The sequence below is a fragment of the Rhizorhabdus sp. P4_G6 genome (genome assembly GCF_056401045.1).
Window position 1 is genome coordinate 125,797 of record NZ_JBFUKC010000009.1, and the last position, 23,988, is coordinate 149,784.

20 protein-coding genes and 1 pseudogene are annotated in these 23,988 nt (G+C 60.9%); 14 read left to right on the top strand and 7 right to left on the bottom strand.

Annotation, left to right across the window (positions count from 1 at the left end; all coding sequences use genetic code 11):
* The first annotated feature begins 46 nt into the window (after nucleotides 1–46).
* The 3 genes from AC1DPF_RS11580 to AC1DPF_RS11590 are packed head-to-tail and all read left to right on the top strand — an operon-like array spanning nucleotide 47 to nucleotide 4,637.
* Entirely contained in the window at nucleotides 47–2,485 is a 2,439-nt protein-coding gene (locus tag AC1DPF_RS11580) for a TonB-dependent receptor (protein ID WP_477873012.1), read from the top strand.
* Nucleotides 2,455–3,021 (top strand): nuclear transport factor 2 family protein, encoded by a 567-nt coding sequence (locus AC1DPF_RS11585; RefSeq protein ID WP_477961449.1) that lies wholly within the window; start codon nucleotides 2,455–2,457, stop codon nucleotides 3,019–3,021. The genes AC1DPF_RS11580 and AC1DPF_RS11585 overlap by 31 nt, the downstream gene beginning before the upstream one ends.
* An 8-nt stretch (nucleotides 3,022–3,029) precedes the next feature.
* Nucleotides 3,030–4,637: a GMC family oxidoreductase gene (locus tag AC1DPF_RS11590; RefSeq protein ID WP_477961451.1), complete on the top strand. Its 1,608-nt coding sequence runs from the start codon at nucleotides 3,030–3,032 to the stop codon at nucleotides 4,635–4,637.
* Here the strand turns inward: AC1DPF_RS11590 and AC1DPF_RS11595 are convergent.
* On the bottom strand, nucleotides 4,634–4,933 hold the full coding sequence (locus AC1DPF_RS11595) for a hypothetical protein (RefSeq protein ID WP_477961487.1): 300 nt from the start codon (nucleotides 4,931–4,933) through the stop codon (nucleotides 4,634–4,636). The genes AC1DPF_RS11590 and AC1DPF_RS11595 overlap by 4 nt on opposite strands.
* Here AC1DPF_RS11595 and AC1DPF_RS11600 point away from each other — a divergent pair.
* Nucleotides 4,871–5,524, top strand: coding sequence for an MBL fold metallo-hydrolase (locus tag AC1DPF_RS11600; protein ID WP_477873085.1), 654 nt, complete (start codon nucleotides 4,871–4,873; stop codon nucleotides 5,522–5,524). The two genes, AC1DPF_RS11595 and AC1DPF_RS11600, sit on opposite strands and share 63 nt — an antisense overlap.
* 73 nt (nucleotides 5,525–5,597) lie before the next feature.
* On the opposite strand, the gene AC1DPF_RS11605 is transcribed toward AC1DPF_RS11600, so the two are convergent.
* Nucleotides 5,598–6,758, bottom strand: a complete 1,161-nt coding sequence (locus tag AC1DPF_RS11605) for a serine hydrolase domain-containing protein (protein WP_477961453.1) — start codon at nucleotides 6,756–6,758, stop codon at nucleotides 5,598–5,600.
* A 225-nt stretch (nucleotides 6,759–6,983) separates the two neighbouring features.
* Here AC1DPF_RS11605 and AC1DPF_RS11610 point away from each other — a divergent pair, with 225 nt between their 5' ends.
* Nucleotides 6,984–9,734, top strand: coding sequence for a winged helix-turn-helix domain-containing protein (locus tag AC1DPF_RS11610; protein ID WP_477961455.1), 2,751 nt, complete (start codon nucleotides 6,984–6,986; stop codon nucleotides 9,732–9,734).
* A 63-nt stretch (nucleotides 9,735–9,797) separates the two neighbouring features.
* On the opposite strand, the gene AC1DPF_RS11615 is transcribed toward AC1DPF_RS11610, so the two are convergent.
* Both AC1DPF_RS11615 and AC1DPF_RS11620 read right to left on the bottom strand, forming a co-directional pair.
* Entirely contained in the window at nucleotides 9,798–10,688 is an 891-nt protein-coding gene (locus AC1DPF_RS11615; protein ID WP_477961458.1) for an SDR family oxidoreductase, read from the bottom strand.
* Between the two features lie 18 nt (nucleotides 10,689–10,706).
* The gene (locus tag AC1DPF_RS11620) at nucleotides 10,707–11,636 is read right to left on the bottom strand and encodes an SDR family NAD(P)-dependent oxidoreductase (protein WP_477961460.1); all 930 of its coding nucleotides are present in this window, start codon (nucleotides 11,634–11,636) and stop codon (nucleotides 10,707–10,709) included.
* A gap of 108 nt (nucleotides 11,637–11,744) precedes the next feature.
* On the opposite strand from AC1DPF_RS11620, the gene AC1DPF_RS11625 reads away from it, so the two are divergent.
* The 3 genes from AC1DPF_RS11625 (at nucleotide 11,745) to AC1DPF_RS11635 (ending at nucleotide 15,038) form a co-directional block, all read left to right on the top strand.
* Nucleotides 11,745–12,563, top strand: a complete 819-nt coding sequence (locus AC1DPF_RS11625; protein WP_477961462.1) for an SDR family NAD(P)-dependent oxidoreductase — start codon at nucleotides 11,745–11,747, stop codon at nucleotides 12,561–12,563.
* A gap of 80 nt (nucleotides 12,564–12,643) precedes the next feature.
* Nucleotides 12,644–13,726 (top strand): alkene reductase, encoded by a 1,083-nt coding sequence (locus AC1DPF_RS11630; protein WP_477961464.1) that lies wholly within the window; start codon nucleotides 12,644–12,646, stop codon nucleotides 13,724–13,726.
* Nucleotides 13,727–13,787: 61 nt separating this feature from the next.
* Entirely contained in the window at nucleotides 13,788–15,038 is a 1,251-nt protein-coding gene (locus AC1DPF_RS11635) for an MFS transporter (RefSeq protein WP_477961466.1), read from the top strand.
* Between the two features lie 276 nt (nucleotides 15,039–15,314).
* Here the strand turns inward: AC1DPF_RS11635 and AC1DPF_RS11640 are convergent.
* The 3 genes and pseudogenes from AC1DPF_RS11640 to AC1DPF_RS11650 all read right to left on the bottom strand — a co-directional run.
* Nucleotides 15,315–16,272 (bottom strand): IS630 family transposase gene (locus AC1DPF_RS11640; RefSeq protein ID WP_477961468.1). Its coding sequence is split into 2 segments (ribosomal slippage): nucleotides 15,315–15,938 and nucleotides 15,940–16,272, totalling 957 coding nucleotides; the frame shifts between segments, so codons are not numbered across the junction.
* Between the two features lie 814 nt (nucleotides 16,273–17,086).
* A complete protein-coding gene (locus tag AC1DPF_RS11645; protein ID WP_477961470.1) occupies nucleotides 17,087–17,317 on the bottom strand; it encodes an integrase core domain-containing protein in 231 nt (76 codons plus the stop codon).
* 13 nt (nucleotides 17,318–17,330) lie between these two features.
* Nucleotides 17,331–17,597 (bottom strand): annotated as a pseudogene (locus tag AC1DPF_RS11650) (DDE-type integrase/transposase/recombinase); the annotation flags it as partial.
* On the opposite strand from AC1DPF_RS11650, the gene AC1DPF_RS11655 reads away from it, so the two are divergent.
* The 6 genes from AC1DPF_RS11655 to AC1DPF_RS11680 all read left to right on the top strand — a co-directional run.
* Nucleotides 17,596–17,928 (top strand): ArdC-like ssDNA-binding domain-containing protein, encoded by a 333-nt coding sequence (locus tag AC1DPF_RS11655; protein WP_477873069.1) that lies wholly within the window; start codon nucleotides 17,596–17,598, stop codon nucleotides 17,926–17,928. The pseudogene AC1DPF_RS11650 and the gene AC1DPF_RS11655 overlap by 2 nt on opposite strands.
* Before the next feature lie 115 nt (nucleotides 17,929–18,043).
* On the top strand, nucleotides 18,044–19,054 hold the full coding sequence (locus AC1DPF_RS11660) for a transketolase family protein (protein ID WP_477961475.1): 1,011 nt from the start codon (nucleotides 18,044–18,046) through the stop codon (nucleotides 19,052–19,054).
* A gap of 20 nt (nucleotides 19,055–19,074) precedes the next feature.
* Nucleotides 19,075–20,433, top strand: a complete 1,359-nt coding sequence (locus AC1DPF_RS11665) for a M24 family metallopeptidase (RefSeq protein WP_477873073.1) — start codon at nucleotides 19,075–19,077, stop codon at nucleotides 20,431–20,433.
* A 94-nt stretch (nucleotides 20,434–20,527) separates the two neighbouring features.
* Nucleotides 20,528–22,999, top strand: a complete 2,472-nt coding sequence (locus AC1DPF_RS11670; protein WP_477961477.1) for a TonB-dependent receptor — start codon at nucleotides 20,528–20,530, stop codon at nucleotides 22,997–22,999.
* 54 nt (nucleotides 23,000–23,053) lie between these two features.
* Complete coding sequence (locus tag AC1DPF_RS11675) at nucleotides 23,054–23,449, top strand: RidA family protein (protein WP_477961479.1); 396 nt, start codon at nucleotides 23,054–23,056, stop codon at nucleotides 23,447–23,449.
* Between the two features lie 181 nt (nucleotides 23,450–23,630).
* Nucleotides 23,631–23,988, top strand: a 358-nt coding sequence (locus AC1DPF_RS11680) for a DoxX family protein (RefSeq protein WP_477961481.1), incomplete at its 3' end; no start/stop codon positions are given.

Sequence of the window (23,988 nt, forward strand, 5' to 3'; positions counted from 1 at the left end):
TTAGATGACTTTGCAAAAGATACATTTCCTCTGTGCGGCAAGTGCAATGGCTTTGGCCCTGCCGCCTGCCGGTGCGCAGGCGCAGACGGAACCGGCGAGTGCCGAGGCTGCGGGAGGACAGATCGCTGACATTGTGGTGACCGCGCGCTTCCGTGAGGAAAAACTTCAGGACACGCCGCTCGCCATTACTGCCGAGAGCGGTGAGACGCTTGCCGCCAAGAACATCAATAATGTTCAGGATATGGGCCGCATCGTTCCCAATGCTTTCATCACGCCGGGCGCTGCCGCCGTGGGTGCGACGCCTGCGGTCTCCTTGCGCGGCGTCTTCCAATCGGACTTTAATTTCGCATTCGAACCGGGCGTCGGCATCTATATCGACGACGTCTACCACAGCACGCTGATGGGTTCGGCGCTCGACCTCATGGATATCGAGCGGGTGGAAGTGCTCCGCGGGCCGCAGGGTACCCTGTTCGGCAAGAATACGCTCGGCGGCGCGATCCGTCTGCAATCCAAGGCGCCCTCGGGTGACAATGGTGGCACGGTCGAAGTTGCCTATGGCAGCTTCAATCGACTGGACCTCAAGGCCAGCGTTGACCTGGCGGTTATACCCGACCGCGTGTTCATGCGCGTCGCGGGCGTTTCACGCAGCGTCAAGGGCTATCAGAAGATCCTCGACTATACTTGCGACATGTTCCAGCGCGGTACGCCAGCATTGGCGGGTTACGGCGATGGCTTCGGGCCCGGCGGCGTGGTTGTTGCGCCCGGCAGCGCGCAGGATCTGGCGGCGGCCATTCCTTCCGTTCTCATCAATTCGGGCTCAATCAGCGACATGACGGCGCAGGCGAACGGTCAAAGCTGTGGCCTGGGCCGTACGGGCGGGGAAAAGCTGAATGCTGCCCGAGCAATGCTGCGCATCTTGCCCAGCGATCGCCTCGAGATCAATCTGGCGGCGGACTACACGGCTGATGATCGGGATGTGAATCCGGATACGCTGATCAAAGTCACCAATCCGATCCTTTCCAGTCGGACGGCACCGCCGGATTTCTTCTTCAGCGTGGTGCGCGATCAGCTTCTGCAGGATCATGGCCTCGTTTATGACGACCGCTTCGTACCGAGCGATCCCTACACCACTTACGCGACCAACCGGGACCTCATCAGCGGCCGGTCCCAGCCCAACACGGCCAGTGTCCACGCCTGGGGTCTGCAGGGCAAGCTCGATTACGAGATCAGCGACGATGTGAAGGCCAAGCTGATCCTGGCACATCGCGAATACCAGAGCTGGTTCTCTCATGATTCCGATATTTCGCCGCTCGGATTCGGACTTAACGGCAATGACATCACCCACCGGCAGTTCACCGGCGAATTCCAGTTGCTCGGCCGGGCATTCAACGGGCTCCTCGACTGGACCTTGGGCGGCTTCTACCTTGACGGCAAGAGCCATATGGGCGGCGCGATCGACTATGTTGTTCTGCACTTCCTGCAGAATGACAGCTTCAAGGACACTGCCAAGTCCGCCTTCGTCCACGGCGTCTTTCACTTGAGCGACCGGTTCAGCCTGACCGGYGGCCTCCGCTACTCGAGCAACAAGAAGGAATTTACCTTCGACCATATCGGGAGCGGCTTCCCGGTTCTGACGCAGAGCGCAATCACGAAGCGGCTCGACTGGACCGTGAGTGCGGATTACAAGGTTACCGACAAGATGCTGGTTTACGGTGTGGTGTCTACCGGATTTCGGCCGCGTTCGATCAACCCGCGCCCGCTGACCCCCAGCCAGTTCGCTCCTATCCCCGGCGAAAAGCTGACTAGCTATGAGATTGGCACGAAGGGCGATTATTTCGATCGCAAGCTGCGCGTGAATCTTGCCGCTTTTTACAGCGACTATAAAAGCCATCTGCGCCAGCTCAACGGCTTCGAATGCGTAGGCGCCAGCCCGGCTGTTGGAGTGGTGTTCGATCCGGTCAATTGCCCCGCCGGATCCTCGCCTTTCACCTGGTTCTACTATGTGGGCGAAAAGGCGAAGATCTACGGTGCCGAAGCGGAGATCACGATCGAGCCGACCGACGGCCTGATCATCAACGGCGCGCTGGGCTACAACAAGTTCAAGTCCAATGGCACGGGCCCGGCCTTCTTCGATCCGAGCAACCGTATCCAGCCGCAGTTGAATGCCAGCGCCGGCATCCAGTACAGCTTCCCGGCTCCGGGCGGTACGCTGACGCCGCGACTGGATTGGCGCTACCAGAGCCTGATGACCTACAACCCGGCGCCGACCATGGCGACCGCCCCGCTGTTCAATGTGCCTGCACATTCGGTCTTTGATGCCAAGCTCACCTATGAACTCGGGGAGAAGTGGCAGGCCGCCCTCTCCGTAACCAACCTGTTTGACAAGTTCTACTTCAACAACAAGTTCGGGCTCACCGGCTTCAACGTGTCGGGCTCGCCGGCTCGGCCGCGCGAATGGCTGCTCTCGGTCAAGCGCACTTTCTGATCTGCGAACTCAATGGGGAGCGAGCGTGCGGAATGCCGTGGCCGCTCCCCTTTTTAGATTGGATGCAAATGAACAAGATAATGAGCCTGAGGCATGCCGCTGCCGCTGCCATTTTTGTCGCCACGCTGCTTCCCCAGGGCGCACAGGCTGGCGTGAAGCCCAGAAACGCAGCCGAGCGGACCGTCGTCGGCTTGCTCGACATGGCCTTCAACCAGAAAAAGCCTGCCGAAGCCTGGCAGCGCTATGGCGGATCCTATTACAAGCAGCACAACCCGACGGCGCCGGATGGCAAGGAGGCCATCATCGGCCTGCTTAGCGCGTGGCTGCCGACTGTTCCCAACCTTCGCTACGATATCAAGCGGATCATCTCGGATGGCGAGATGGTGTGGGTTCATTCCCACGTCACCACCGGATCGGAAGATCGCGGCAACGCCGTGGTGGACATCTTCCGCCTGGAAAAGGGCAAGGTCGTCGAACATTGGGACGTCGGGACGGCCGTCCCGGAAAAATCGCTTAACGGCAATACGATGTTCTGACCGCCACGATGACCACCTTTGACGAACATTTCGACTATGTAATCGCGGGCGGCGGAACGGCGGGTTGCGTACTGGCGGCGCGGCTGAGCGAGGATCCGGCCATCCGGGTGCTGTTGATCGAGGCCGGCCCTCCACCCGACAGTCTCTGGATCCGTATGCCGGCGGGCATGGGAAGGCTGTTTGTCAATCCGCGGTACAACTGGTGTTTTGAAAGCGAGCCTGAGCCGCACCTCGACAATCGGGTCCTTTACTGGCCACAGGGCAAGGCTCTGGGCGGATCCAGTGCGATCAACGGAATGGCCTTCGTCCGCGGCCATGCAGAGGATTTCGACAACTGGGCAGCTCTTGGAGCGACGGGTTGGTCGTGGAATGATGTCCTCCCTTATTTCCGTAAACTGGAAAGTCGCGATGGATCCCCCATGCGCGGCGGGGCCGGTCCTCTTCCGGTTTCCGATCCGCGCTATGTCCATCCCAGCGCATATGCCTTCATCGAGGCCGCCAAAGCATGCGGCGTGCCGGCAAATCCTGACTATAATGGCGAACGGCAGGAAGGCGTCGGCCTGCTTCAGTTCACCATCCGCAACGGCCGGCGGGCGAGCTCCGCCGCTGCTTACCTGAAGGATGCGGCCAAACGGCCGAACCTGACCATTCGAACGGGTGCCCATGTCCGGCGGGTTCTCTTCTCCGGATTGCGCGCCACCGGGATCGCCTACACTCGAGATGGCCGGGAACGTGCCGCCGGAGCCTCTCTCGAGGTGATAGTTGCGGCAGGCGCGATCGGGAGCCCCCGCCTGCTGTTGGCTTCCGGAGTTGGGGACGCAGAGGAGCTGCGATCGCTCGGCATCTATCCCGTCACCGACCTTCCCGATGTCGGACGGCACCTTGTCGACCATCCCTATCTTCACCTGACCTTTGGCGTTGCCAGTAACGCTTCGCTCAACCCCATGCTGCGGGGATGGCGTGTCTATGCCCAGGGCGCGCGCTGGCTGCTTACCCGGAAGGGCCCCCTGACCATCGGCGCCTCGCAGGCCGTGGCCTTCATCCGCAGCAGTGACGCAGTGGACCGGCCAGATCTTCAGATCAATTTCCGTCCCATCAGCCACAGCTTCGACAAGGCGGGGCGGCTCGGCCCTGATCCGGCGTCGCGCATCACGGCCGCCATCTGCGTATTGCGGCCGGAATCGAAAGGGCGGGTCTGGCTGAAGTCGCCGAAGGGCGTCCCGGCGATGATCGGGGGCTATGCCCGCGCCACAGCGGATCAGGATGCGCTCGCCGCCGGCGTGGAATGGACGCGGCGTATATTCGCAGCGGGGCCGTTGGGGCAGATCGTGCTTTCGGAAGACAAGCCCGGGCTGTCCAGAACCGGATTCGATGGCCTTCGCCGTTTCATCCGTGAGACCGTCCAGCCCATGGGCCATCCGGTCGGAACCTGCCGGATGGGGGACGGCCCTGGAACGGTCGTCGACTCCCGCCTGCGCGTCCATGGCATCCGCGGGCTGCGCGTGGCCGATTCTTCGGTGATGCCGGACATGGTCTCCGGCAATACGGCCGCGGCAACCTACATGATCGCCGAAAAGGCGGCGGACATGATCCGCGCCGATCGGCGTGGGGCTTAGGAGGCTAGGTCGTGGCGCAGGAGCATATCAGGCGATGGGTTATCGGGGACGTGGAAGTGTTCCGCATCGTCGAAATATTCCGTGAGCAGATCGACCCCCAGTTCATGTTTCCAGATTGCACGCCCGAAATCGTGCAGAGGCATGAATGGCTGAAGCCGCTGCATGCCACAGCCGATGGCGAGATCATTCTTGCGTTTCAGGCGTTCGCCGTCCGGGCCGGCGATCGCCGGATCATGATCGACACCTGCATCGGAAACGATAAATACCGCTTCGCCCCGATCTTCCACATGCGTCACGGCGATTTCCTGTCCGATCTGGCGTCGGCGGGATTTGCACCCGAAGAGGTCGACACCGTGCTGTGCACGCATCTTCACCTCGACCATGTCGGATGGAACACCCGCCTGGTCGATGGCCGCTGGACGCCAACCTTTCCCAATGCCCGCTATCTCCTGAGCAAGGTCGAGCTCGAGTTCATCCGCAATCTCGTCGGCACGCCCCACGCGGAGATCGACCATCTGTCGGACTCGCTGCAGCCCATTTTCGATGCGGGCCTCGCCGACTTTGTCGAGAGCGACCACAGGGTCTGCGACTCCCTCTGGCTGGAACCGACGCCCGGTCACACGCCGGGGCATGTCAGCGTTCGTATGTCCTCTCAGGGGCAGAATGCCGTGATCACAGGCGATGTCATGCACCATCCACTACAATGTGCCGAACCGTGGCTGCGCAATCGCTTTTGCAACGATCACGACCACAGCAGGGCAACGCGCCTGGCTTTCCTGGAGCGGTATCAGGATAGCGACGTGATGGTGATCGGCAGCCATTTCGCTGAGCCGACCGCCGGATGGATCAGGCGGGACGGCGATCGTTGGCGCCTCTGCCACGACTGACCAGTCCGACGTTCTTCGCAGAAACACGCCCCGGCCGCGACCGGGGTGTTTGGGTCTAACCTCTGCCTGGCCGCTACTCGGCGGCGGAGATGGCGATGTCCGACAGACGCTGAAAACGTTCGATATTGTCTGCTTCCGGTAAAAGCTTTGTGGTCAAGCATACGAAGCTCATGTCGAGCTCCGGGTCCACCCAGAACAATGTGCTGCCCGCGCCGTGATTGCCGAAGGATCCGCGTGTGGCGAGTGTACCGAATTGGTGGTGGCAGATCTGTTCGCCCCGCAACGAGAAGCCTAGACCGATATAGGCCGGATAGGGCAGCCAACCACGGCCGAGCGCCATGGTCTTGTAAATCTCGTTGGGAAGGTCTGCCGTCATATTGCGGGTGGCAAGGTTCACCGTGCGCGGCGATATGATTCGTGCCCCGTCCAGCTCGCCTCCCCGTCGCAGCATCTCGGCGAACCGCCAGATGTCGTGCGCGGTGGAGACAACGCCCACCCACGGCATTTCCGCCTCCGGATCCTCGAACGCGGCATGCGGGCCTTCGACATTGCTGCTGGGGTGGGTAGCGGGGAAACTCGCAGGAAGTTCGGGCACGATATGCCGGTTCTTGAGGTCCGGCCGGACGCCAACAGCGGTGCTGTGCATGGCAAGGGGCTGCAGCAGATCCTCAGCGACAATGTCGCGGAACCGGCGGCCCTTCGGATCGATCCGCCGCAGCATCTCGCCCATCAGGGCATGCGCGGCCATGGGGGAGTAGGCGACTTTCCCTCCCGGTTCGTCCTCGCCGTGAACATGCTCGCAGATGGCCTGAACGATCACGTCCAGCCTGTCGACGGGCATTCCGGGTCGCGGCGTGAAAAAGGAGGGCAGGCCGGTGCGGTGCGTCAGCAAATGTTCCAGACGGATGTTTTCGCGCGGCTTGCCGGAAAATTCCGGAATGACGTCTGAAATCTTGGTAGTGAGCGCAAGCCGTCCTAGCTCAACGGCCCGCAGGATCAGGATGTTGGTCAGGCCCTTGGTCAGCGAAAAGAGGCTGAAAACGGAATCCTTTTCCACCGACCTTGTATCATCGCTGCGCCGGGTGCCGAGGGCTTCATGAAGGCCGATCTCGCCATGCCGCGCAACGATGATGGTCGCGCCCAGATAGCGACCCTGGGCGATGTCGCCCTCTATCGTTTCCTTCAGATGTCGCAGTCTGTCGCTGCTCAGCCCTCTCATTGCATCTGTATTCATCTTTTGCCCTTTACGGTGGGATCATTTCCTTTGAGGCTTCGGCACCCGAAGCTCCTGCTTCTGACGTAAAGGGGTTGCGGGGTAGAGCGACCTATCCCTGAGATAGGGGTAGGTAGGGAGCGGATGGCTACATTGACGGTTGCACGCTTTTCGTTTTGCCGGGGAACGAAAAGGCGTAGCGGGAGAGTCGCGCACAAGACGCGGCAAGGGAGTCGGAGCTGAACGATGGCCGCCAAGTCGGATACTGGGCGAGTTTCGCATTATAGCCGCGCGAGGATGCGGTTGCCCACGCAGGCGTTGATCGATCGGCCGCGGCTGCTGTCGCTTCTGGAAAGGCAGGGTTCGGCCCGATTGTTTTTCGTTCAGGCGCCTGCGGGTTACGGCAAGACCAGCCTGCTCCAGCAATGGGCCCGGCGGTGCGCGGAACAAGGCGCCATCATCGGCTGGCTCAGTCTCGATGCGCGGGATCGTGATTCGATGTCTTTCGCGCAACATCTGGCTCTCGCCTTTGATGAACACCATCGGCCGGAGCCGGACGCCGCGAACCCTGACAATGTTCAAAAATATTATGGCTGGCAGGCTATTATCCAGCAGCTGTGCGACCGCTTCATCGACGGGGGCAGGTCCTGCTACATCTTCCTGGATGATGTGCAGCGGCTGAAAGATGCCGATGCCATGGCATGCCTGGAAATGCTCATCAGCGACGCGCCGCCGGAAGTAAAGCTCGTGCTTTCCACGCGCGAGGATGCAGGAATCGCGCTGGGTCGTTTGCGGGCGCAGCATGACCTGGTGGAATTGAGGGCGGAGGATCTTCGCTTCCTTGAAGCGGAAACGCAGTCCTTCCTTGCCAGCAAGGGCCTTGCCCATCTCGACCCTGGTCAGGTGCGTCTGCTGCAGGACCGCTCGGAAGGCTGGATCGTCGGCATCAAGCTGCTCGGCATCGCACTCAGCCTCGAGCCGGAGAACCAGAAAATCCTGGAAAGCTTCAGCGGAGAACGCCGCCAAATCGCGGATTTCTTCGTCGAGGACGTCTTTTCGCGCCAGCCCGAAGATCTGCGCGATTTTCTCATGCGAACCTCGGTGCTTGATCGTTTCTGTCCCGCCATGTCGGACGCCGTGCTGGCGATTGAAGGCAGTCGGGAAATGATCGACCGGTGCGAAGCCGCCGGCTTGTTCCTGCAGGCGCTGGACCAGACGCGCGGCTGGTACAGATTTCACCACCTTTTTGCCGGCTTCCTCCGCCGCCAGTTGCAGGACCAGATGCCGGGGGCCACCGCCGGGCTATATCGCCGTGCCGCGGAATGGCTGACGGGTGCTGGTCTGCATGTCGAGGCGTTTGACTATGCGCTGAAGGGGCAAGACCCGATCTACGCGGCGGAAATTCTCGACGCGCATTGCGAATCCATGTTCGCCGCCGGCTTTCAGTCCACCGTGCAGGCCATGGCGGAGCATCTGCCCCCGCACATATTGGGGCTCTACCCTCGTCTGATGCTGATCGTCGCCTGGAGGCTGATCGCGCAATGGCGGATCGCCGAGGCGCGAAGCCTGGTGGCCGTTTCGCAAACCCGCCTGCAGGAAATGGAGCAGGCGACGTCCCCCCTGACTCTCCTCGATTGGTTGAAGATGCTCGTGGTTCACCGGGAAAGCCAGATCGCCCATGCGGCTTATGAGCTTGAAACGCTCGAAAGGTTGTGCATGCAGGCCACCGCCAGGGATCATGATCTCGACTCAAACCCCTATTTGATGGGGAGTTTCTACAACTCGCTGCAGTATGCGCAGAGGGAACAATATAAGCTGTCCAAGATAGACTGGTTCGATACGGCGGCGCGTCAACAGGTCAAGCGAACCGGCAGCCAGCATGGCGAACTCTTCATCGCCGCCATATCCGGCCCTTCCTACATCATGATGGGTCGGACGGATCATGCGGAAGCCTTGCTCCAGTCCGCGCTTGAAGTGGCGCAGCGCATTGCCGGCCGCAACGATCCCCTTGGCGCGGTCGTCGCTCCTGCCCTTGCTTATCTCCATTACGAACGCAACGATGTCAGCAAGGCGGAAGCCCTGATCGACCACTATATGCCCATGGCCACCTCGGCCGGCTTCGTCGACCAGCTGCTGCTTGGCTGGACCACCAAGTCGCGGTTGGAGACGTTGAGGGGGGAGATCGATGCGGCGCTGGGTACCTTGCAGGAAGCGGCCGAATTCGGCGCCCGGCATGATCTGGACCGTCTTCGGATAGGTGCCAATGTGCAGCAGCTCCGCCTTTTGCTGCGCCTTGGCCGGCCCGACGATGCTCATCGCTTTGCGCGAAGCCGCGGACTCCGCAATCACCGCGCCGCCAACCTCTCGCGAGGCCAGTTCAGATACACCACCCTGGATGCAAGTGTTGCGCTCGCCACCTGCCGGTTGCTTGCGGCGGATGACCAGTTCGGCGACGCGCTGGCGCTGGCGCGGCAATGGCGGTCCTTCGTGTCTGCTGCCCAGGCGACCCACGCGGCGGTGGAATGGGACGTGCTTGTCGCCGAATTGCTGCTGATGTCGGGCGAGCGCCTCGCGGCACAGCGCGCGCTAACACAGGCGATCGCAAATGCCGCGCCCGGCCGCTTCGTTCGGCGTTTCCTGGACGAGGGGGAACCAATTGCCGGTCTGCTGCGACAGATGAGTCAGACCGAACGGCAAAAAGAAGAATGTTCCGAGCGTTTCCTTCAGTTGTTGGCAGCCGATCTGGGGCTGATGGAGGAAGCGGAACAGGACGATGAGGACGAGGATGGCGTCGCGATTTGCGGGAAAATGAGCGGTCGTGAGATCGAAATCTTGACCCTTGCAAGCAACGGAATGCTTAACCGGCAGATCGGGGAAAAGCTCGGCCTCACCGAAGGCACGGTGAAATGGTATCTTCAGCAGGTTTTCGACAAGGTCGGTATCCGCAACCGCAAGCAGGCAGTGGCGCGTGCGCGTCGTCTGGGCCTCATACGCTGACTGCCGGCGAGGGTGGGAAAGGGTCGGGCGGCGGAAAAAGACTCTCCCGCCGCATCCTTCGCTTCACCAGGAACCCATCTGGCCCTTGAGCCGCCGCACCGTATCGCGCCGCCCGGCCTCCATTTCCAGGCGTCCGGGATCGACGGGCAGGTCGTGGCGGATGCACGCCATCAGCTCCCGATGCAGTTCCTCCATCTCTTCGACGAACTCGGGGTGGCCGATGATGTAGGGTCGGTTTTCGCGTACCGCGTCCAGCACTGCGCGCCCCAGATCCATCGGATCCATGCCATATTGCTGTGCGACCGCGAAGCTCGCGCTGACTTCGTCGATCTCGTCGCCGCCTTCGGCCACCTTCTGCTTCGCCCCGTCGAGGATTCTGCTCTTGGTAAGACCTGGGAACAGGCAGGAAACCCCAATCCTGTCCGGCACCAGCGAGAGCCGCAGCGAATCCGAAAGGCCGCGGACCGCGAACTTGCTCGTGGTGTAGATCCCGCCGGCATCCGGCAGCGGCAGGATGCCGGCCATGGATGAGGTGTTGACGATATGGCCTCCTTCGCCATGCCGGCGAATGCGGGGCACCATGGTCACGATGCCGTTGATCACGCCGCCCAGGTTGATGTCCATCATCAGGTCCCAGTCGTCATATCCCGCGCGGCTCATCAACTCGGCCATGCCGATGCCGGCATTGTTGCAGAGCAGGTGAATCTTGCCAAAGCGCGCCTCGGCCTCGTCGGCGGCCGCCGCAAAGGCGGCGCGATCCCGCACATCGAGCTGGATCATCCTATATTCCCGGTTGTCGCCGGAAAGTTGATCCGCCGCGTCATCCAGATTGGCACGAGAATAGTCGGCGACGACGACCTTCATACCCGCGCCCAGGAACGTCCGGGCCATGGCGAATCCGATGCCACTCGCCCCGCCCGTGATGAAAGCGACCTTGCCTTCCAGCTGCTTCATGTTCCTGTCTCTCCTCTCTTATTGTTTCCGCGCTTTATGGGCGGCGACCATGTCTGCGAACAATGGGTTGTGGGTCGGAACGCCATAGGACTCCGCCGTCTCCAAATCCTCCGCTCCCAAAGGAAACCCGGTCATGATGGCGGCCAGTCGCTGTTCGACACCTGCGCGAAACTCGCCGTGGGTGAACAGATACAGCTGGTTGGCGCGAATCGCTTGCACAACCAACCTCCCGCTTTCGAGCGGAGCAAGCCCGCCCGCGAAAAGAGGGGCCTGAGCCAGTCGGTCCTCGATCTCCTTCAGTCCGGTGTCGGAATATTGAGCCGGCCGCAGCTTGGCCACCTCATGGATATTCGTGGCCGTGGGGCCGGGCATCAGGACGGTCACGCCGATCCCGTCTTCGTAGAGTTCTGAATAGAGAGCTTCGGATAAGCCGACGATAGCCGCTTTCGAGGTGATATAGGCAGCACCTCCGCCCATCGGTACCATCGCGCCGATGGACGAGGTATTCACGATATGGCCCTCCTCCCGCGCCAGCATCCGCGGCAGGAAGGTCTGGATGCCGTTCACCACGCCGCCGATATTCACGGAGAGCGTCCAGTCCCAGTCCGCAAAGCGGCTGGTTTTCGCCCCGCCCAGAACGCCGACGCCAGCATTGTTGCACAGGATCGAAACTGGTCCCAGCCTTGCCTCCGCCTCGTCAGCCGCCGCAGCAAAGCCCTGCCGGTCGGTAACGTCGAGGCGGATGAAATGAAACTCGCCATCACCGGAAAGCTGCCGGATCGCGCTTGCAATGTGATCTTCCCACACATCGGCAATCGCCACCTTCGCTCCCGCCTCTGCCAAGGCCCGGGCCATGCCGAGCCCGATGCCGCTGGCGCCGCCCGTGACGAAAGCGGTCTTCCCAGAAAGGTCCTTCATGGTCGCTCCTCCCAGCCACCATGATTTCATTCATGCGGGTAAAACTTACCTACCTATCTTCGCGCACCGGCCGGATAGGTAGGTGGTTTGCTTGCCTCCATGGTTATCATCGCGGGAATGGGTGAGGAGCGACGCCGTATGAAGCTGAGTGACATGTTCGATGTGACGGGGCAGGTGGTCATAGTCACGGGGGGAGCGAGCGGCATCGGCCTCGCCATCGTCGAAGTCTTTGCCAAGCACGGCGCGCGCGTAAGCATTTTCGACCAGAACGGCTCCTTGGCCGAAGAAGAAGCGGCGCGGCTGGGGGCATTGGGGCAGGAAGTTCGCGCCGTGCAGGTGGACGTGACCGATCGGGCGGCGGTGAATGCGGCTGTGGACCAGTGCGCCGAGCTATATGGACAGATCGACGTCCTGTTCGCGAACGCTGGAATCGATCCGGGCAGTTCGGTGCTTAGCCCCGACGGCGAAAGAAGTGTGGAAGGGGCGCTGGAGAATTATGATGATGCCCACTGGGACCGGGTGATCGACATCAGCCTGAACGGCATGTTCACGACGGTCCGTGCGGTGGTCCGCCACATGAAGCCGCGCCGGCAGGGACGGATCATCATCACGACGTCGGTGTCCTCGGTCCGGGCCTTTCCCATCGGTATCGCCTATTCCGCGGCAAAGGCGGGTGCCGCTCATTTCATGCGCAATGCGGCTCTGGAACTCGCGCGCTACAACATCCTTGTAAACGCCATCGCGCCGGGGCCCTTCGTAACCAACATCGGAGGAGGTTTCGTTCGCGACCCGGGGGTGCAGAAGAAGATGGCATCCATGATTCCGCTGGGACGGCTGGGAAATGTGGAGGAAATGAAGGGACTGGCGCTTTTCCTCGGCTCGCCGGCCTCCAGCTTCATGACGGGCGCGGAAATCTTCAACGATGGTGGCCTCGCCCTCGGGTCGCCTATCGATTGAGGCTCCTCCTATCTCTCGGGATAGGTCCTCCGGCGAGAAATATGCGGAACATTGCGGCCACTTACCAATGGAGAAAGCGCTTGCAGCAGCTATTGTCGCCTTATCAGCTCGGAAATCTGGAACTGCCAAACCGCATAGTGATGGCTCCGATGACCCGGGCGCGGGCTGTCGGCGACGGCTTGCCGCATGATGCTGCCGGAACCTATTACACCCAACGCGCTTCTGCCGGACTCATTATCACTGAAGGAAGTCAGATAAGCTATCAGGCGCGGGGTTCAATCCGCACACCGGGCATTCATACGGACGCGCAGGTGAAGCGGTGGATCGCGGTGACCGAAGCGGTTCATGCCGCCGGGGGGCGTATCGTTCTGCAGCTATGGCATGTGGGCCGAGCATCCCACCCTGATTTCCAGGATGGCGGTCTGCCTATCGCGCCTTCCGCCCTTCCAGTCGAAGGTGATGCTTTCACCGCGGAAGGACTCAAGCCGATCCCCGTGCCCCGCGCGCTGGAAACCACCGAGATGCAGGGCATTGTCGATCAGTACGCGCAAGCCGCCGGCCGGGCGCGGGAAGCGGGCTTCGACGGCGTGGAAATCCACGGGGCCAATGGCTATTTGCTCGACCAGTTCCTGCGCGATGGCTCGAACCAGCGGGCCGATCGGTACGGCGGCAGTGTCGAAAATCGGGCGCGTCTGCCGCTGGAGGTCGCGGAAGCGGTGGTCGCTGAGTGGGGGGTGGAGAAGGTCGGCTATCGCGTATCGCCGGCCTTCTCCATGTATTCCATGTCGGACTCCGATCGGGCGGCCACCTTCGGCTACCTGGCCGGCGCACTATCAGGGAAAATCGGCTATCTCCATGTCATTGAGCCCATAGCGGGGCCCGCCGAAGTTCCGCACGCGGAGCGTATCACCCCGCTACTTCGAAAAAAATTCGAAGGCACGTTGATCGCCAACGGAGGCTATGACCAGGCATCGGCGGAGCGCGCCATCAGCGGCGGAGGAGCCGATCTTGTAGCCTTCGGCGTCCCGTTCATCGCCAACCCCGATCTGCCCCGGCGCTTTGCTGAAGGAGCGCCCCTGGCTCAGCCCGATCCGGAAAGCATCTATGAGGGGGAAGAAAACGGCTATGTCGATTACCCTCTCCTCCAGGAAGCCGTCGGCTGAACAATTCGATCTATTCAAAATCGGAGCCGAATAGGGTCCGACAAAAAGATGAGGAAAGACGATGGCGGGAGCGGGCGAGGCGCTGGCGGGCGCGATAGAAACAGGTAAAGGCCGGCCAGCCCTCTGGAGCTACGAAAACCGCATGGTCCTCGTGACCAGCCTGATCATTTCATTTCTTGCCTTCGACCGTTTGTCTACTGGCTATGTCGGGCCTTATCTCATCAAGGCTTTCGGCCTCAGCAACACTGAACTGGGAGCACTTTATTCCATACAAGCGCTAACGGTTGCGCTGTCCGGCTACTGTTTCGGCAGGCTGTCCGACGCGACTGGCAGGCGCAAGCGCCTCCTGGTTCCGATGTTGATCGTATCCGCCGTCTGCTCCCTCGGGTCGCTCCTGGTGCAGAGCTATTTGATGCTCATGATCTTGCGGCTGGTCATGGGGGGGGCGTTGGGCGGCATGTCGCCCGTCGCCCAATCAATCGTTTCATCACAGTCCTCGCCACACCGCATCGGTCTCAATATCGGCATTCAAACGCTGCTGATGTTTTTGGTCAGCCAGATGTTGGGGCCGATCATCTTCACACGGCTGGCCGGCCAATGGGGCTGGCATGCCGCCTATCTTGCATCGGCCCTGCCGTTCCTGATTCTGGCTCTTGCCGTGGGATGCACGCTTGCGGAAAGTAACGCACCTCCTGCCGCGGCGCTTGCAACCGGAGAAACCGATTCAAACAAACAGCACCGCGCGGCGGCACCGCGCAATGTCTGGCTCAGCATCGGCATGTCCGCATGTTTCATGCTGTGGCTTGTGATCCACACCACCTTTCTGCCGCTTTATCTGGTGCAGATGCGTGGCTATACCCCGACCGAAGCGGGATATATGCTGAGCGTTCTTGGCGTTGCGGGCTGCGTGGGCGGCCTTGGCCTTCCCATGCTGTCGGACCGGGTGGGGCGGAGGGCTGCGCTGGTGCTGGGAATGTCCTTGGCGCTCCTCGTTCCGCTAGCCGCTCTGTTCTGGACGGGCTCTCCGCTGGTTCTCGCCGTCCTGTTGTTCATTGGATGGACGAGCGTAGGATGCCTGCCCATCTACGCGGTGGTCGTGCCGGGGGAATCGATATCGCCTGACAAGGTGGCCGCCACCATTGCGCTGACGATCGGTGCGGGCGAAGTGGTTGGCGGCGTCATCGGACCGGTGCTCGCAGGCCAGCTGGCCGATAGCTTCGGCCTTTCAGCGCCCTTCTGGTTCACATCCGCCGCTGTGCTGGTCTGCCTGCTGCTCGCGCTGTGCGTCCAGCGCCCCCAGCCAAATGGCTGAACGATTCCGAGGCCCCAAGTTCGGCGGCGAAATCTCTCCCACGCGCCTCGGCTTGGCTCGGGGCGAACGGATTTACCTAAAGCCATCAAGATGTGGTTCTGCGGCTGGAGATAGGACCGACCCATAATGGCCGAGCCCGCGGATCATGCCATCCGGCGCGCCAAGATGAACGCCCCGTGGGACGGCCGATCCCGAGGTGCCCGAGGATGAAGTTGTCGCGGAACTCTTCCTCCCGCTGAAGTGATCCGAGTCAAATACCACTAGAGCGTCGAGCCATTAATCTGCAACATATCCGGCGTGCTTGAGGTAGTTCCGGCATTCATCGGGCGAGTAGAGATCGCAGATTGAGCCGACGGCCTGCCACAGGGCATCAATGGTTCTGGCTTTGGCCGTTCGCAGAAGCGCTTTGAGCTTGGCGAAGGCCATCTCGATGGGATTGAGATCGGGACTGTAGGGCGGCAGGTAGAGGAACCAGGCGCCGCGCTCCTTGAGGACCGCGGCAGCCTTCTGGCTCTTGTGGCTGGAGAGGTTGTCGAGAATTACCATGTCACCGGGCTTGAGCGTCGGAGCGAGTTGGGTCTCGACATAAGCCTCGAAGATGTGACGGTTCATCGGTCGGTCGATCACCCAAGGCGCGGTCAGTCCGTCATGGCGCAAGGCAGCAATGAAGGTCTGGGTACCCCAGTGGCCGAAGGGCGCCTTCATCTTGAGCCGCTGGCCCCGACGAGCGCGGCCCCTGAGCCGGGTCATCTTGGTGGTTGTGCCGGTTTCGTCGATGAACACCAGCCGTTCCGGGCGTTTTTTCATCCACGGCTGGCGGTGCACTGTCCATATTCGCCGCCTTCGGACGATGTCAGCGCGATCGGTTTCGCTCGCCAGCAGCGTTTTTTTTGACGGTAAAACCGTGCCGGATCAGCAGCCGTGACAGCGAGGCCGGGTGCGCCTTCACCCCGCGCTCGGCCAAAAGCCGCGCTGCCAGTTCCGGCATGGTGATGTCGCCATCGGCTTCCACCCAGCCCACAAGCACCTCGACATGGGCCGCAAGCAGGCCGTTCCCCGCCGGGCGACCCTGCCGGGCTGGAGCCAGTGACCCCGTATGCGCCTTGCGCTGCGCCAGCCGAACCGCAGTCGCCGCACTTACTCCGAACCGCCGTGCCGCAGCACGGCACGATTGGCCGCGCTCAATCTCGCCGATAATCCGAACCCGAAGATCAACCGAACTGCTCTTGCCCATGATCCACCTCCAAATAGGGTGAATCACAAATCTCTCGCCAAGGGAATCCCCGGCGATTCAGATTTCAGGTCCGACGCTCTAGCATAATGTCGCTTGATCAGCGCTTTGAGAAAAACCGGCTGTTTGGTGACGATGAGCCATGCCTTCCCGCATCCGCACGGGCACTTCTGAACCGACGTCCACGGAGATCCGGCCTTTTCCAGACGACGTGTTGGTGCTATTGATGGTTCAGGTGATTTCCTGCTGCCGATTTGCAGGCAAAATCAGCCTCTTGGGTGCCCGATGGGAGTGTTCTTCTGCTTTCCATAGGTGGAATTCGGGCGCTCGCTACCGAAGTCTCCGCCCCCAACCTGTGTCACCCAATCTCACTTTTTTGGGGACACCCATGGGGGCACCGAAGGGCGATAAAGTAGAGGATTTGGTTAAATTTGGCCAGTAATGGACCATCTTTCGAATCCCTCCCGCTCCGCCATTTTGCCATTGTACATACTGGAAACATGGCTGACAGGTTGTACCTAAGACATGGGTRACAACCTCGTGCCGAACGGGTTGTCGATKGTTTGCARKGWYTTCTGTTCSAAGTCGATATATCCGAGATCATARYSSRGGAAKSWGACGAGCCARATGCCRTCGTCGACTTCCTTGATGCCGAGCTTYTGGCCGGCGAGGACGGTCGAGATGTTGACGCGTTTTCGATGCATGCAGATTCGCCCGCAGGCGGTGACGAGCACGTCGCGGTCGTGGAAGGGGTACTCGACCTGCAGCAGGCCCTGATAGGGTCTGGAGGACGGCGTATAGAGTTCGGCGGGATATTTCATGTCGAGCGCCTCGTGGGGCGCTCTTGGTTGAACTCTTTGACGAAACTGTCGAATCGGTCCTGCTGCTGCAGGAAGTTCATGCGCGCTGGGCGGGTCGCCTCGGCCTTGAGCGTGCGATGCATGCATTCGTGCCGGCGGTTTTGTTGCGGGTGACCCGGTTTGATGCGTTCGATGCTGATGCCCAGGCAGCCACCAGACGGACAGTCTGGATAGATTGTAGAGGTCATTGGGGCTCGCGAAGGGAACGCCATTGTCGGAACGGATCGCAACCGGAAGGCATCGCTCCTTGAACAGCCTCTCGAAGCTTTCGATGACCGGCATTTCGCGTGTGGACTCCAGCGCCTCGCATGTGAGCAGGAAGCGCGAGGCATGGTCGGTGACGGTGAGCGGGTAGCAATATTTGCCGCTGCCGAGCTTGAACTCGCCTTTGAAGTCCGCGCACCACAGCTCATTGGGCGCAAGACCAGGTGACAGGGATGGATGGGCAGGCTCCCGCCAGCGTAGCATGCCAGAGCGTGGTGATTTCTATTCCGAGGTCACCGCCAAGATCATCGCCGAACTGCAGGCCGGGCGTTTCCCGTGGGTCGAGCCTTGGGGCCACGCCGGGAACTGCACTGCCCTCGGCTTACCGCGCAGTGCGCTCACCCGGCAAACCTGTTCAGGGATCAACATTCTGATCCCGTGGGGCGCGGTCATCGAGCATGGTCAGCCGCGCGATTTCCGGGCCGCGAGCGCCGCCAGCCGGGCCGCTGACTACCGGCCAGTACCGGAAACCATCAAGCAGAGGGAGGCAGTTCAAGCGATCAAGCCGTCAATCCTAACAGCAGCGACCGTTTAACCCTTACTCCTTTTCGAAGTTAGCCCAATGTGGGTCGTCGGCACCGCGACGGAAATGCGGATAAGCGTAAGGGGGTTTGGGCATGACATTTCATGGGTCATCGCACGCACAGCCAATGAGCAACACCCATTTGCCACCCTACCAGATCGAAACCAAGCCCTATGGCAGGGCGCTTGTCGCGCTTGCCGAACAACGCCGCGAAATCATCTGTCTTGGAGCTGATCTGACCAGGCAGACCGAGACCGACCTTTTTCGTGACCAACTGGCTGATCGATTCATCAATGTCGGCATGGCCGAGGCAAATATGGTGAGTATCGCGGGTGGGCTGGCGCGAGCGGGGCACACGGTTTTCGTCAACACATTCGGCGTGTTCGCCACTCGACGCTGCTTCGATCAACTCGCCATGGCAGTCGCCTATCCCAACCTCAATGTTGTCATAGCGGGCTTCATGCCGGGTCTTTCCAGCCCCGGCGGCCCCAGCCATCAGGCGATTGAAGATATGGCGCTGATGCGCGCGTTGCCCAACATGGCGGTGCTCGACTTGGCCGACGCGAGCGAGATCCGCCAGGCGGTCACGATCGCGGCGGATCGCAAAGGGCCGGTCTACCTGCGCCTCAAACGGGGGGAGATTCCGCGAATTTTCGGTGACGATCATCGGCTGGAATTCGGCCGGGCGCATATTCTGAGCGAGGGGTCGGACGTTACCATCGTGGCGTCGGGTATGATGGTCCCGGCTGCGCTCGTTGCCGCATCGACGCTCGAGCAGCACGGTCTTTCGGTCGGTATCGTCAATTCGCCGTCGATCAAGCCGTTGGATAGCGACACCATTCTGAAGGCGGCGCGCGGATCCCGGCTGATTTTGACGGCGGAAAATCATTCGATCATCGGCGGCCTGGGTTCGGCGGTTGCGGAAGCGCTGGCGGAGGCGGGGCTGGCGGTTCCGTTGCGTCGGATCGGGATTGCGGACAGGTTCGCCGAATCGGGGAGCCGCGAACATCTCTTCGCCAAATATGATCTCGACATCGCCGCCATCCTGCGTGCGGCCTGGACCGGCCTCGCCCTTGAAGGGGACCCGCCCCGCGCCCTTCTCGATACGGCTTCCGCCGACGAATACGCGCCCGTTTAACTGGACCATTGGAGAGCGACATGTGCAACCACCCCCAACATCTACACTGCACGCCGGAGATGCTGCCGGAGCAATTCAAGCGGGGCGCTTCGCAAAACGCGATCATGGCCGTCGATTGGGAAAATCGCGTCGATTTCGACCGGCTTCGCAAATACCGGTTCCGGCGCGTTCAGGATCAGCTCAAGACGTCGAACATGGGCGCCGTGCTGTTGTTCGACATGAACAATATCCGCTATACGACCGCGGCCCATATCGGCAATTGGGCGCGCGACAAATATTTTCGCTGTGCGCTCATCATGCGTGATCGCGAGCCGATCATGTGGGATATCGGCTCGGCGGCCAAGCAGCATCAGAAGCATAATCCCTGGATCACCCCGGACAATTGGCGCCCAGTGGTATCAAGCTGGCGCGGCTCGATCATGGAAGAGGTTGGCGTCGAGAAGGCGAACGCCAAGCGGATCGCGGATGTGCTGCGCGACGCTGGCCTCATCAACGAGCCGCTGGGCATAGATGTCGTCGAAATTCCGGTGCTCCGGGCGCTGGAGGCCGAAGGCGTCACTATCGTCAATGCCGAAGGGTTGATGCAACGCGCCCGCGTCATCAAGTCGATCGACGAAGTCTCGTTGCTGGAGACCGCTGCGTGCCTGGTCGATTCCGCCTATGACGAGTTGTTCCGCGTCCTGCGTCCAGGCGTCAAGGAAAGCGAGGCCGTCGCCGTCGTCAATCATGTGCTCTACAATATGGGTTCGGAAAATGTGGAGGCGGTGAACGCGATTTCGGGCGAACGCTGCGCCCCGCATCCCCATGTGTTCTCGGACCGTTACATGCGGCCGGGTGACATGGCCTATTTCGACATCATTCACTCCTACATGGGTTATCGCACCTGCTATTACCGCACGATCAATATCGGCGGCGCGACCCGGAAGCAGCGGGACGTATACAAGAAGACGCGCGAGATTCTCGACGAAGCGATTGCGGAGATCAAGGTCGGCGCATCTTCGGCCGATATCGCCAAGAAGTTCCCCGCCGCCCAAGAATTCGGCATGGCGAACGAGGAGGAGGCGTTCGGGCTGCAATATGCGCACGGCATCGGCGTTGGCTTGTGGGAGCAGCCGCTGATCAGCCGCTATCACTCGATCGAACACCCGATCACGATCGAAGAAGGGATGGTCTTTGCGATCGAGACCTACTGGCCGTCGGAAGACGGATCGACCGCGGCCCGGATCGAGGAGGAGATTCACGTCACGAAGGACGGTCCGCGTCTGCTGACGAAGTTTCCGGCGCAGGATCTTCTGGTCGCCGGACAGCAATATTGGAACGGCCATAGCTTCGCCAAGGGTGTCAACGAAATCCAGTTGCCCGACGGCGAGGTGATCTGATGGGTTTAGGGCAAGTAATTTTTCTTGATCACAAAATAAAAAATCAGAATCTTGCAGGAAAGTCGCGCACTATTATCATTTTAGGGGAATGACAATGATGAAAGATCTTGGAATCCGGTCGACCTTACTTTGCGCCGTTGCGGTTGGCGCGCTTGCCAGTCCCGCACTGGCGCAGGACGCGCCAGCCGCTGCTCCCACGCAGGGTCAAGCGGCCCAAGATCAGGCCGACGGGGGCGGCTCGGCATTGTCGGGCGACATCATTGTTACCGCGCAGCGCCGCGAGCAAAATATCCAGAAGGTGGGCATCGCGATCACGGCCTTTTCCGGTGAGCAGTTGCGTGCGCTCAACGTGACTGATTCTCCCCAGATCGCAGCGATTACGCCTGGCGTGCACATCGGCGGCGCGCTCGCTGGCCAGAACAGCCAGTACACGATCCGCGGCGTCACACAGAACGACTTCAGCGATATCACCGAGGCGCCGAACGCGGTTTATCTGGACGACGGTTACATCGCGATCGGCCAGGGTCAGACTTTCGCCCTGTTCGACATCGACCGCGTCGAGGTGCTCAAGGGTCCGCAAGGCACGCTGTTCGGGCGCAATGCGACCGGTGGCCTGGTCCGCTATATCACGCGCAAGCCCAAGCTGGGCGCCGTCGAGGGCTTCGTCAACCTGAACTACGGGATCTACGACTCCCCGGGATCGCCGGGTGCGTTCCACGGTGAAGCCGCGATCAACCTGCCCATCACCAGCACGTTGGCGACGCGCTTCGCCGTCATGTGGAACAAGGCACAGCCATATGTGCGCAACCGTTACCCACTCGCCGCCGTCGGCGGCGCGCCGGGCCCCGGTGCCGGTGCCAATCTGGGCGACGACAATACGCTGGCCGGGCGTATGACCACCTTGTTTGAACCCAATGACGGGGTACGGGTGCTCCTCTCGATCAATGGGGCAAGGACCATCCAGGCGACGTCCCCCTATCAGTCGAAGCCTGCGATTGCAGTTTTCAACGCTGGTGGAGAGCAGATCAACACGATCGACGCCTCGCCCACCGAGACCCGCGCCTCGATCGGCGGGAACGGTCAGGATTTCGGGTCGGACCTCAACAACGACGGCGTCTTTGGCGACAGCTTCGGCCGGGCGGTCCCCGGCGGGGATTTCTTCGGCTACAAGGATCCGGACGGCTCAGGGCCACTCACCTCGCAAGACTTTTCATTCCGTAAGGGGAACCACATCCGGACGTGGGGCGTCAACCTCAACGGCGAGTTCGACTTGAGCGACAGCGTAAAGTTGGCGTCGGTGACCGACTACAAGCATTTCTTCAAGTTCAGCTTGCTGGATATTGAAGGCAGCCCGACTAACCTGGTTGGCGGTTATAATGGCGTTAGCGCTTATACGTTCAGCCAGGAAGTCCGCCTGTCAGGGAAGACCGATCTTGTCGATTGGACAGGCGGTCTCTACTATCTTCACATCACGACCCGTTCGAACTCGGCGCTGAGGTTCCCGCCCGGTGGTGTTGCGACGGGGCCGGCGCCGTTCGATGTGGGCGTCGACGCGAACCTGATAACCAATTCCTACTCGGCCTTCGGCCAGTTGGATTGGCACATCACCCCGCGGCTGACCTTGATCACGGGCGCGCGGCTCATCCGCGAGCAGAAGAAATACAGCTTCTTCCACGGTATCTGGCCGGCCCAGACCGCGCTGCAGGCCCAGAGCGATACGCCGACCATCATCGGCCCAGTATTTGGCCCGAATGGACCGATGCCTTACGCCGACAAGGCCGGCAAGACGCTCTGGGCCGGCAAGGTCCAGCTYGACTTCCAGGTCAACCCGGAYCTGCTCATCTATGCAGGCGTMAAYCGSGGTGTRAAGGCSGGCAGCTAYAACGCCACCAATCCGGGCGGCGCCTATCCGGTGCCACTAAGTTTCATTCCCTACAAGGCGGAAATTCTCACCAATTACGAGGGCGGCATCAAATACACGTTCCCCGATCGGGTAACGCGTTTCAATGCATCCGTGTACTACTATGATTACAAAGACTATCAGGCATTCCTCTTCGCCGGTGTTGGCGGCGTGGTCATCAATGCCGACGACATCACCTACGGTGGCGAGGCCAGCCTCGCTACATCGCCGGTAAAGGGGCTCGATATCGGTCTTTCCGTATCCTACTTCGATGCGAAGGTGAAGGATGTGCCGCTTCGGGCAGGAGGTCCGATCGTGCGCAATGTCAAGCCGGTCTATGCGCCGCCATTGCAGGGCAATGCCTTCGTCAGATATGAATGGGAGGCCTTTGGCGGCAAGCTCTCGGTGCAGAGCGACGCGAGCTATACCGATCCGTTCTACTACAACCTGCGCAATTTTGATGGAGACAGGTTCGGCAGGGCGGTGATGGTCAATGCCGGGATCGGATGGTCGAACGACAACTGGGAGCTGAACTTCCGTGTCAAGAACGTGACCAACGTGAACCCGGGGATCGTGGGCTTCGACCTGGCGACCTTGTGCGGTTGCAACGCGGTCTCCTACAAGCCGCCTCGCTTCTTCCAGCTCGGTGCGCGCTACAACTTCTGATCGCGCCCCACGTGAGAAGGCTCGCGCCCGGCATCAATATTTAAAAGGAAGAACATGATGTTTATAGTGAGAAATCCCCAGTCAATCGCCAATCCGGTGGGAGCGTACAGTCACTCGGTCGAAATCCCGGCCGGCGCCCGAATCCTGTCGATCGCGGGACAGGCGGGCATACGTCCCGACGGAACGCTGGCCGAGGGCTTTGAAGCGCAGCACGAGGAAATCTGGAAGAACGTGCTGGCCATTCTTGCCGAAGCGAACATGGGGCCGGAGAATCTCGTTCACCTCAACGTCTACTCTACCGACGCGACCGGTATCCGCTTTGTGGGGCCGCACCGGAAGAAATACCTGCCTGAAGGTTACCTGCCAACCTCGACCTGGGTTGTGGTGTCGGCGCTCGCCAATCCCAACTGGGTGGTCGAGATGGAAGCCATCGCTGCGAAGGTCGATTGATCGCTCCGCATTGCCCTCGGCCGCAAATATGCCGGTCGAGGGCAATGCGGGCATTTGAAGCAGGCAAGGCCTCAATGTTGCGAACCTGGGGCTGCGCGCCGGAGAGCTTCCCACGGTTCAGAGTATCGGTTTTATTCAGTTACGGTGATCCCGCTTTTGATGACATTCCTGGGAGGGCATTGTGAACACCATCGTTTTTCCGGATCTCACTGACGCCATAGTCCAGCTTCGCATTCTCTGCGGACTCCTCTTCATTCCGCACATTATCGGGCAGTTTACCGTCAGGGATGCCGTCTTCGCATTTTTCGAGGCCGCCGGGCTCAAGCCAGCATGGCTTTTCGTGCGGACTGCGCTGATCGTCCAGACGCTCGCGGTGCTCGGGCTGGTGCTGGGGATCTACGTCTTCTACGCCGCGTGGTTGGGTGGCATCTTCATGATCTGTGCCGGACTGGCGGCGTTCAAAGTCTCCAAGGGGCGCTGGTTCTGGAACCTCGGAGGCTGCGAGTTTCACATCTTCTGGGGCTTATGCTGCATTATCG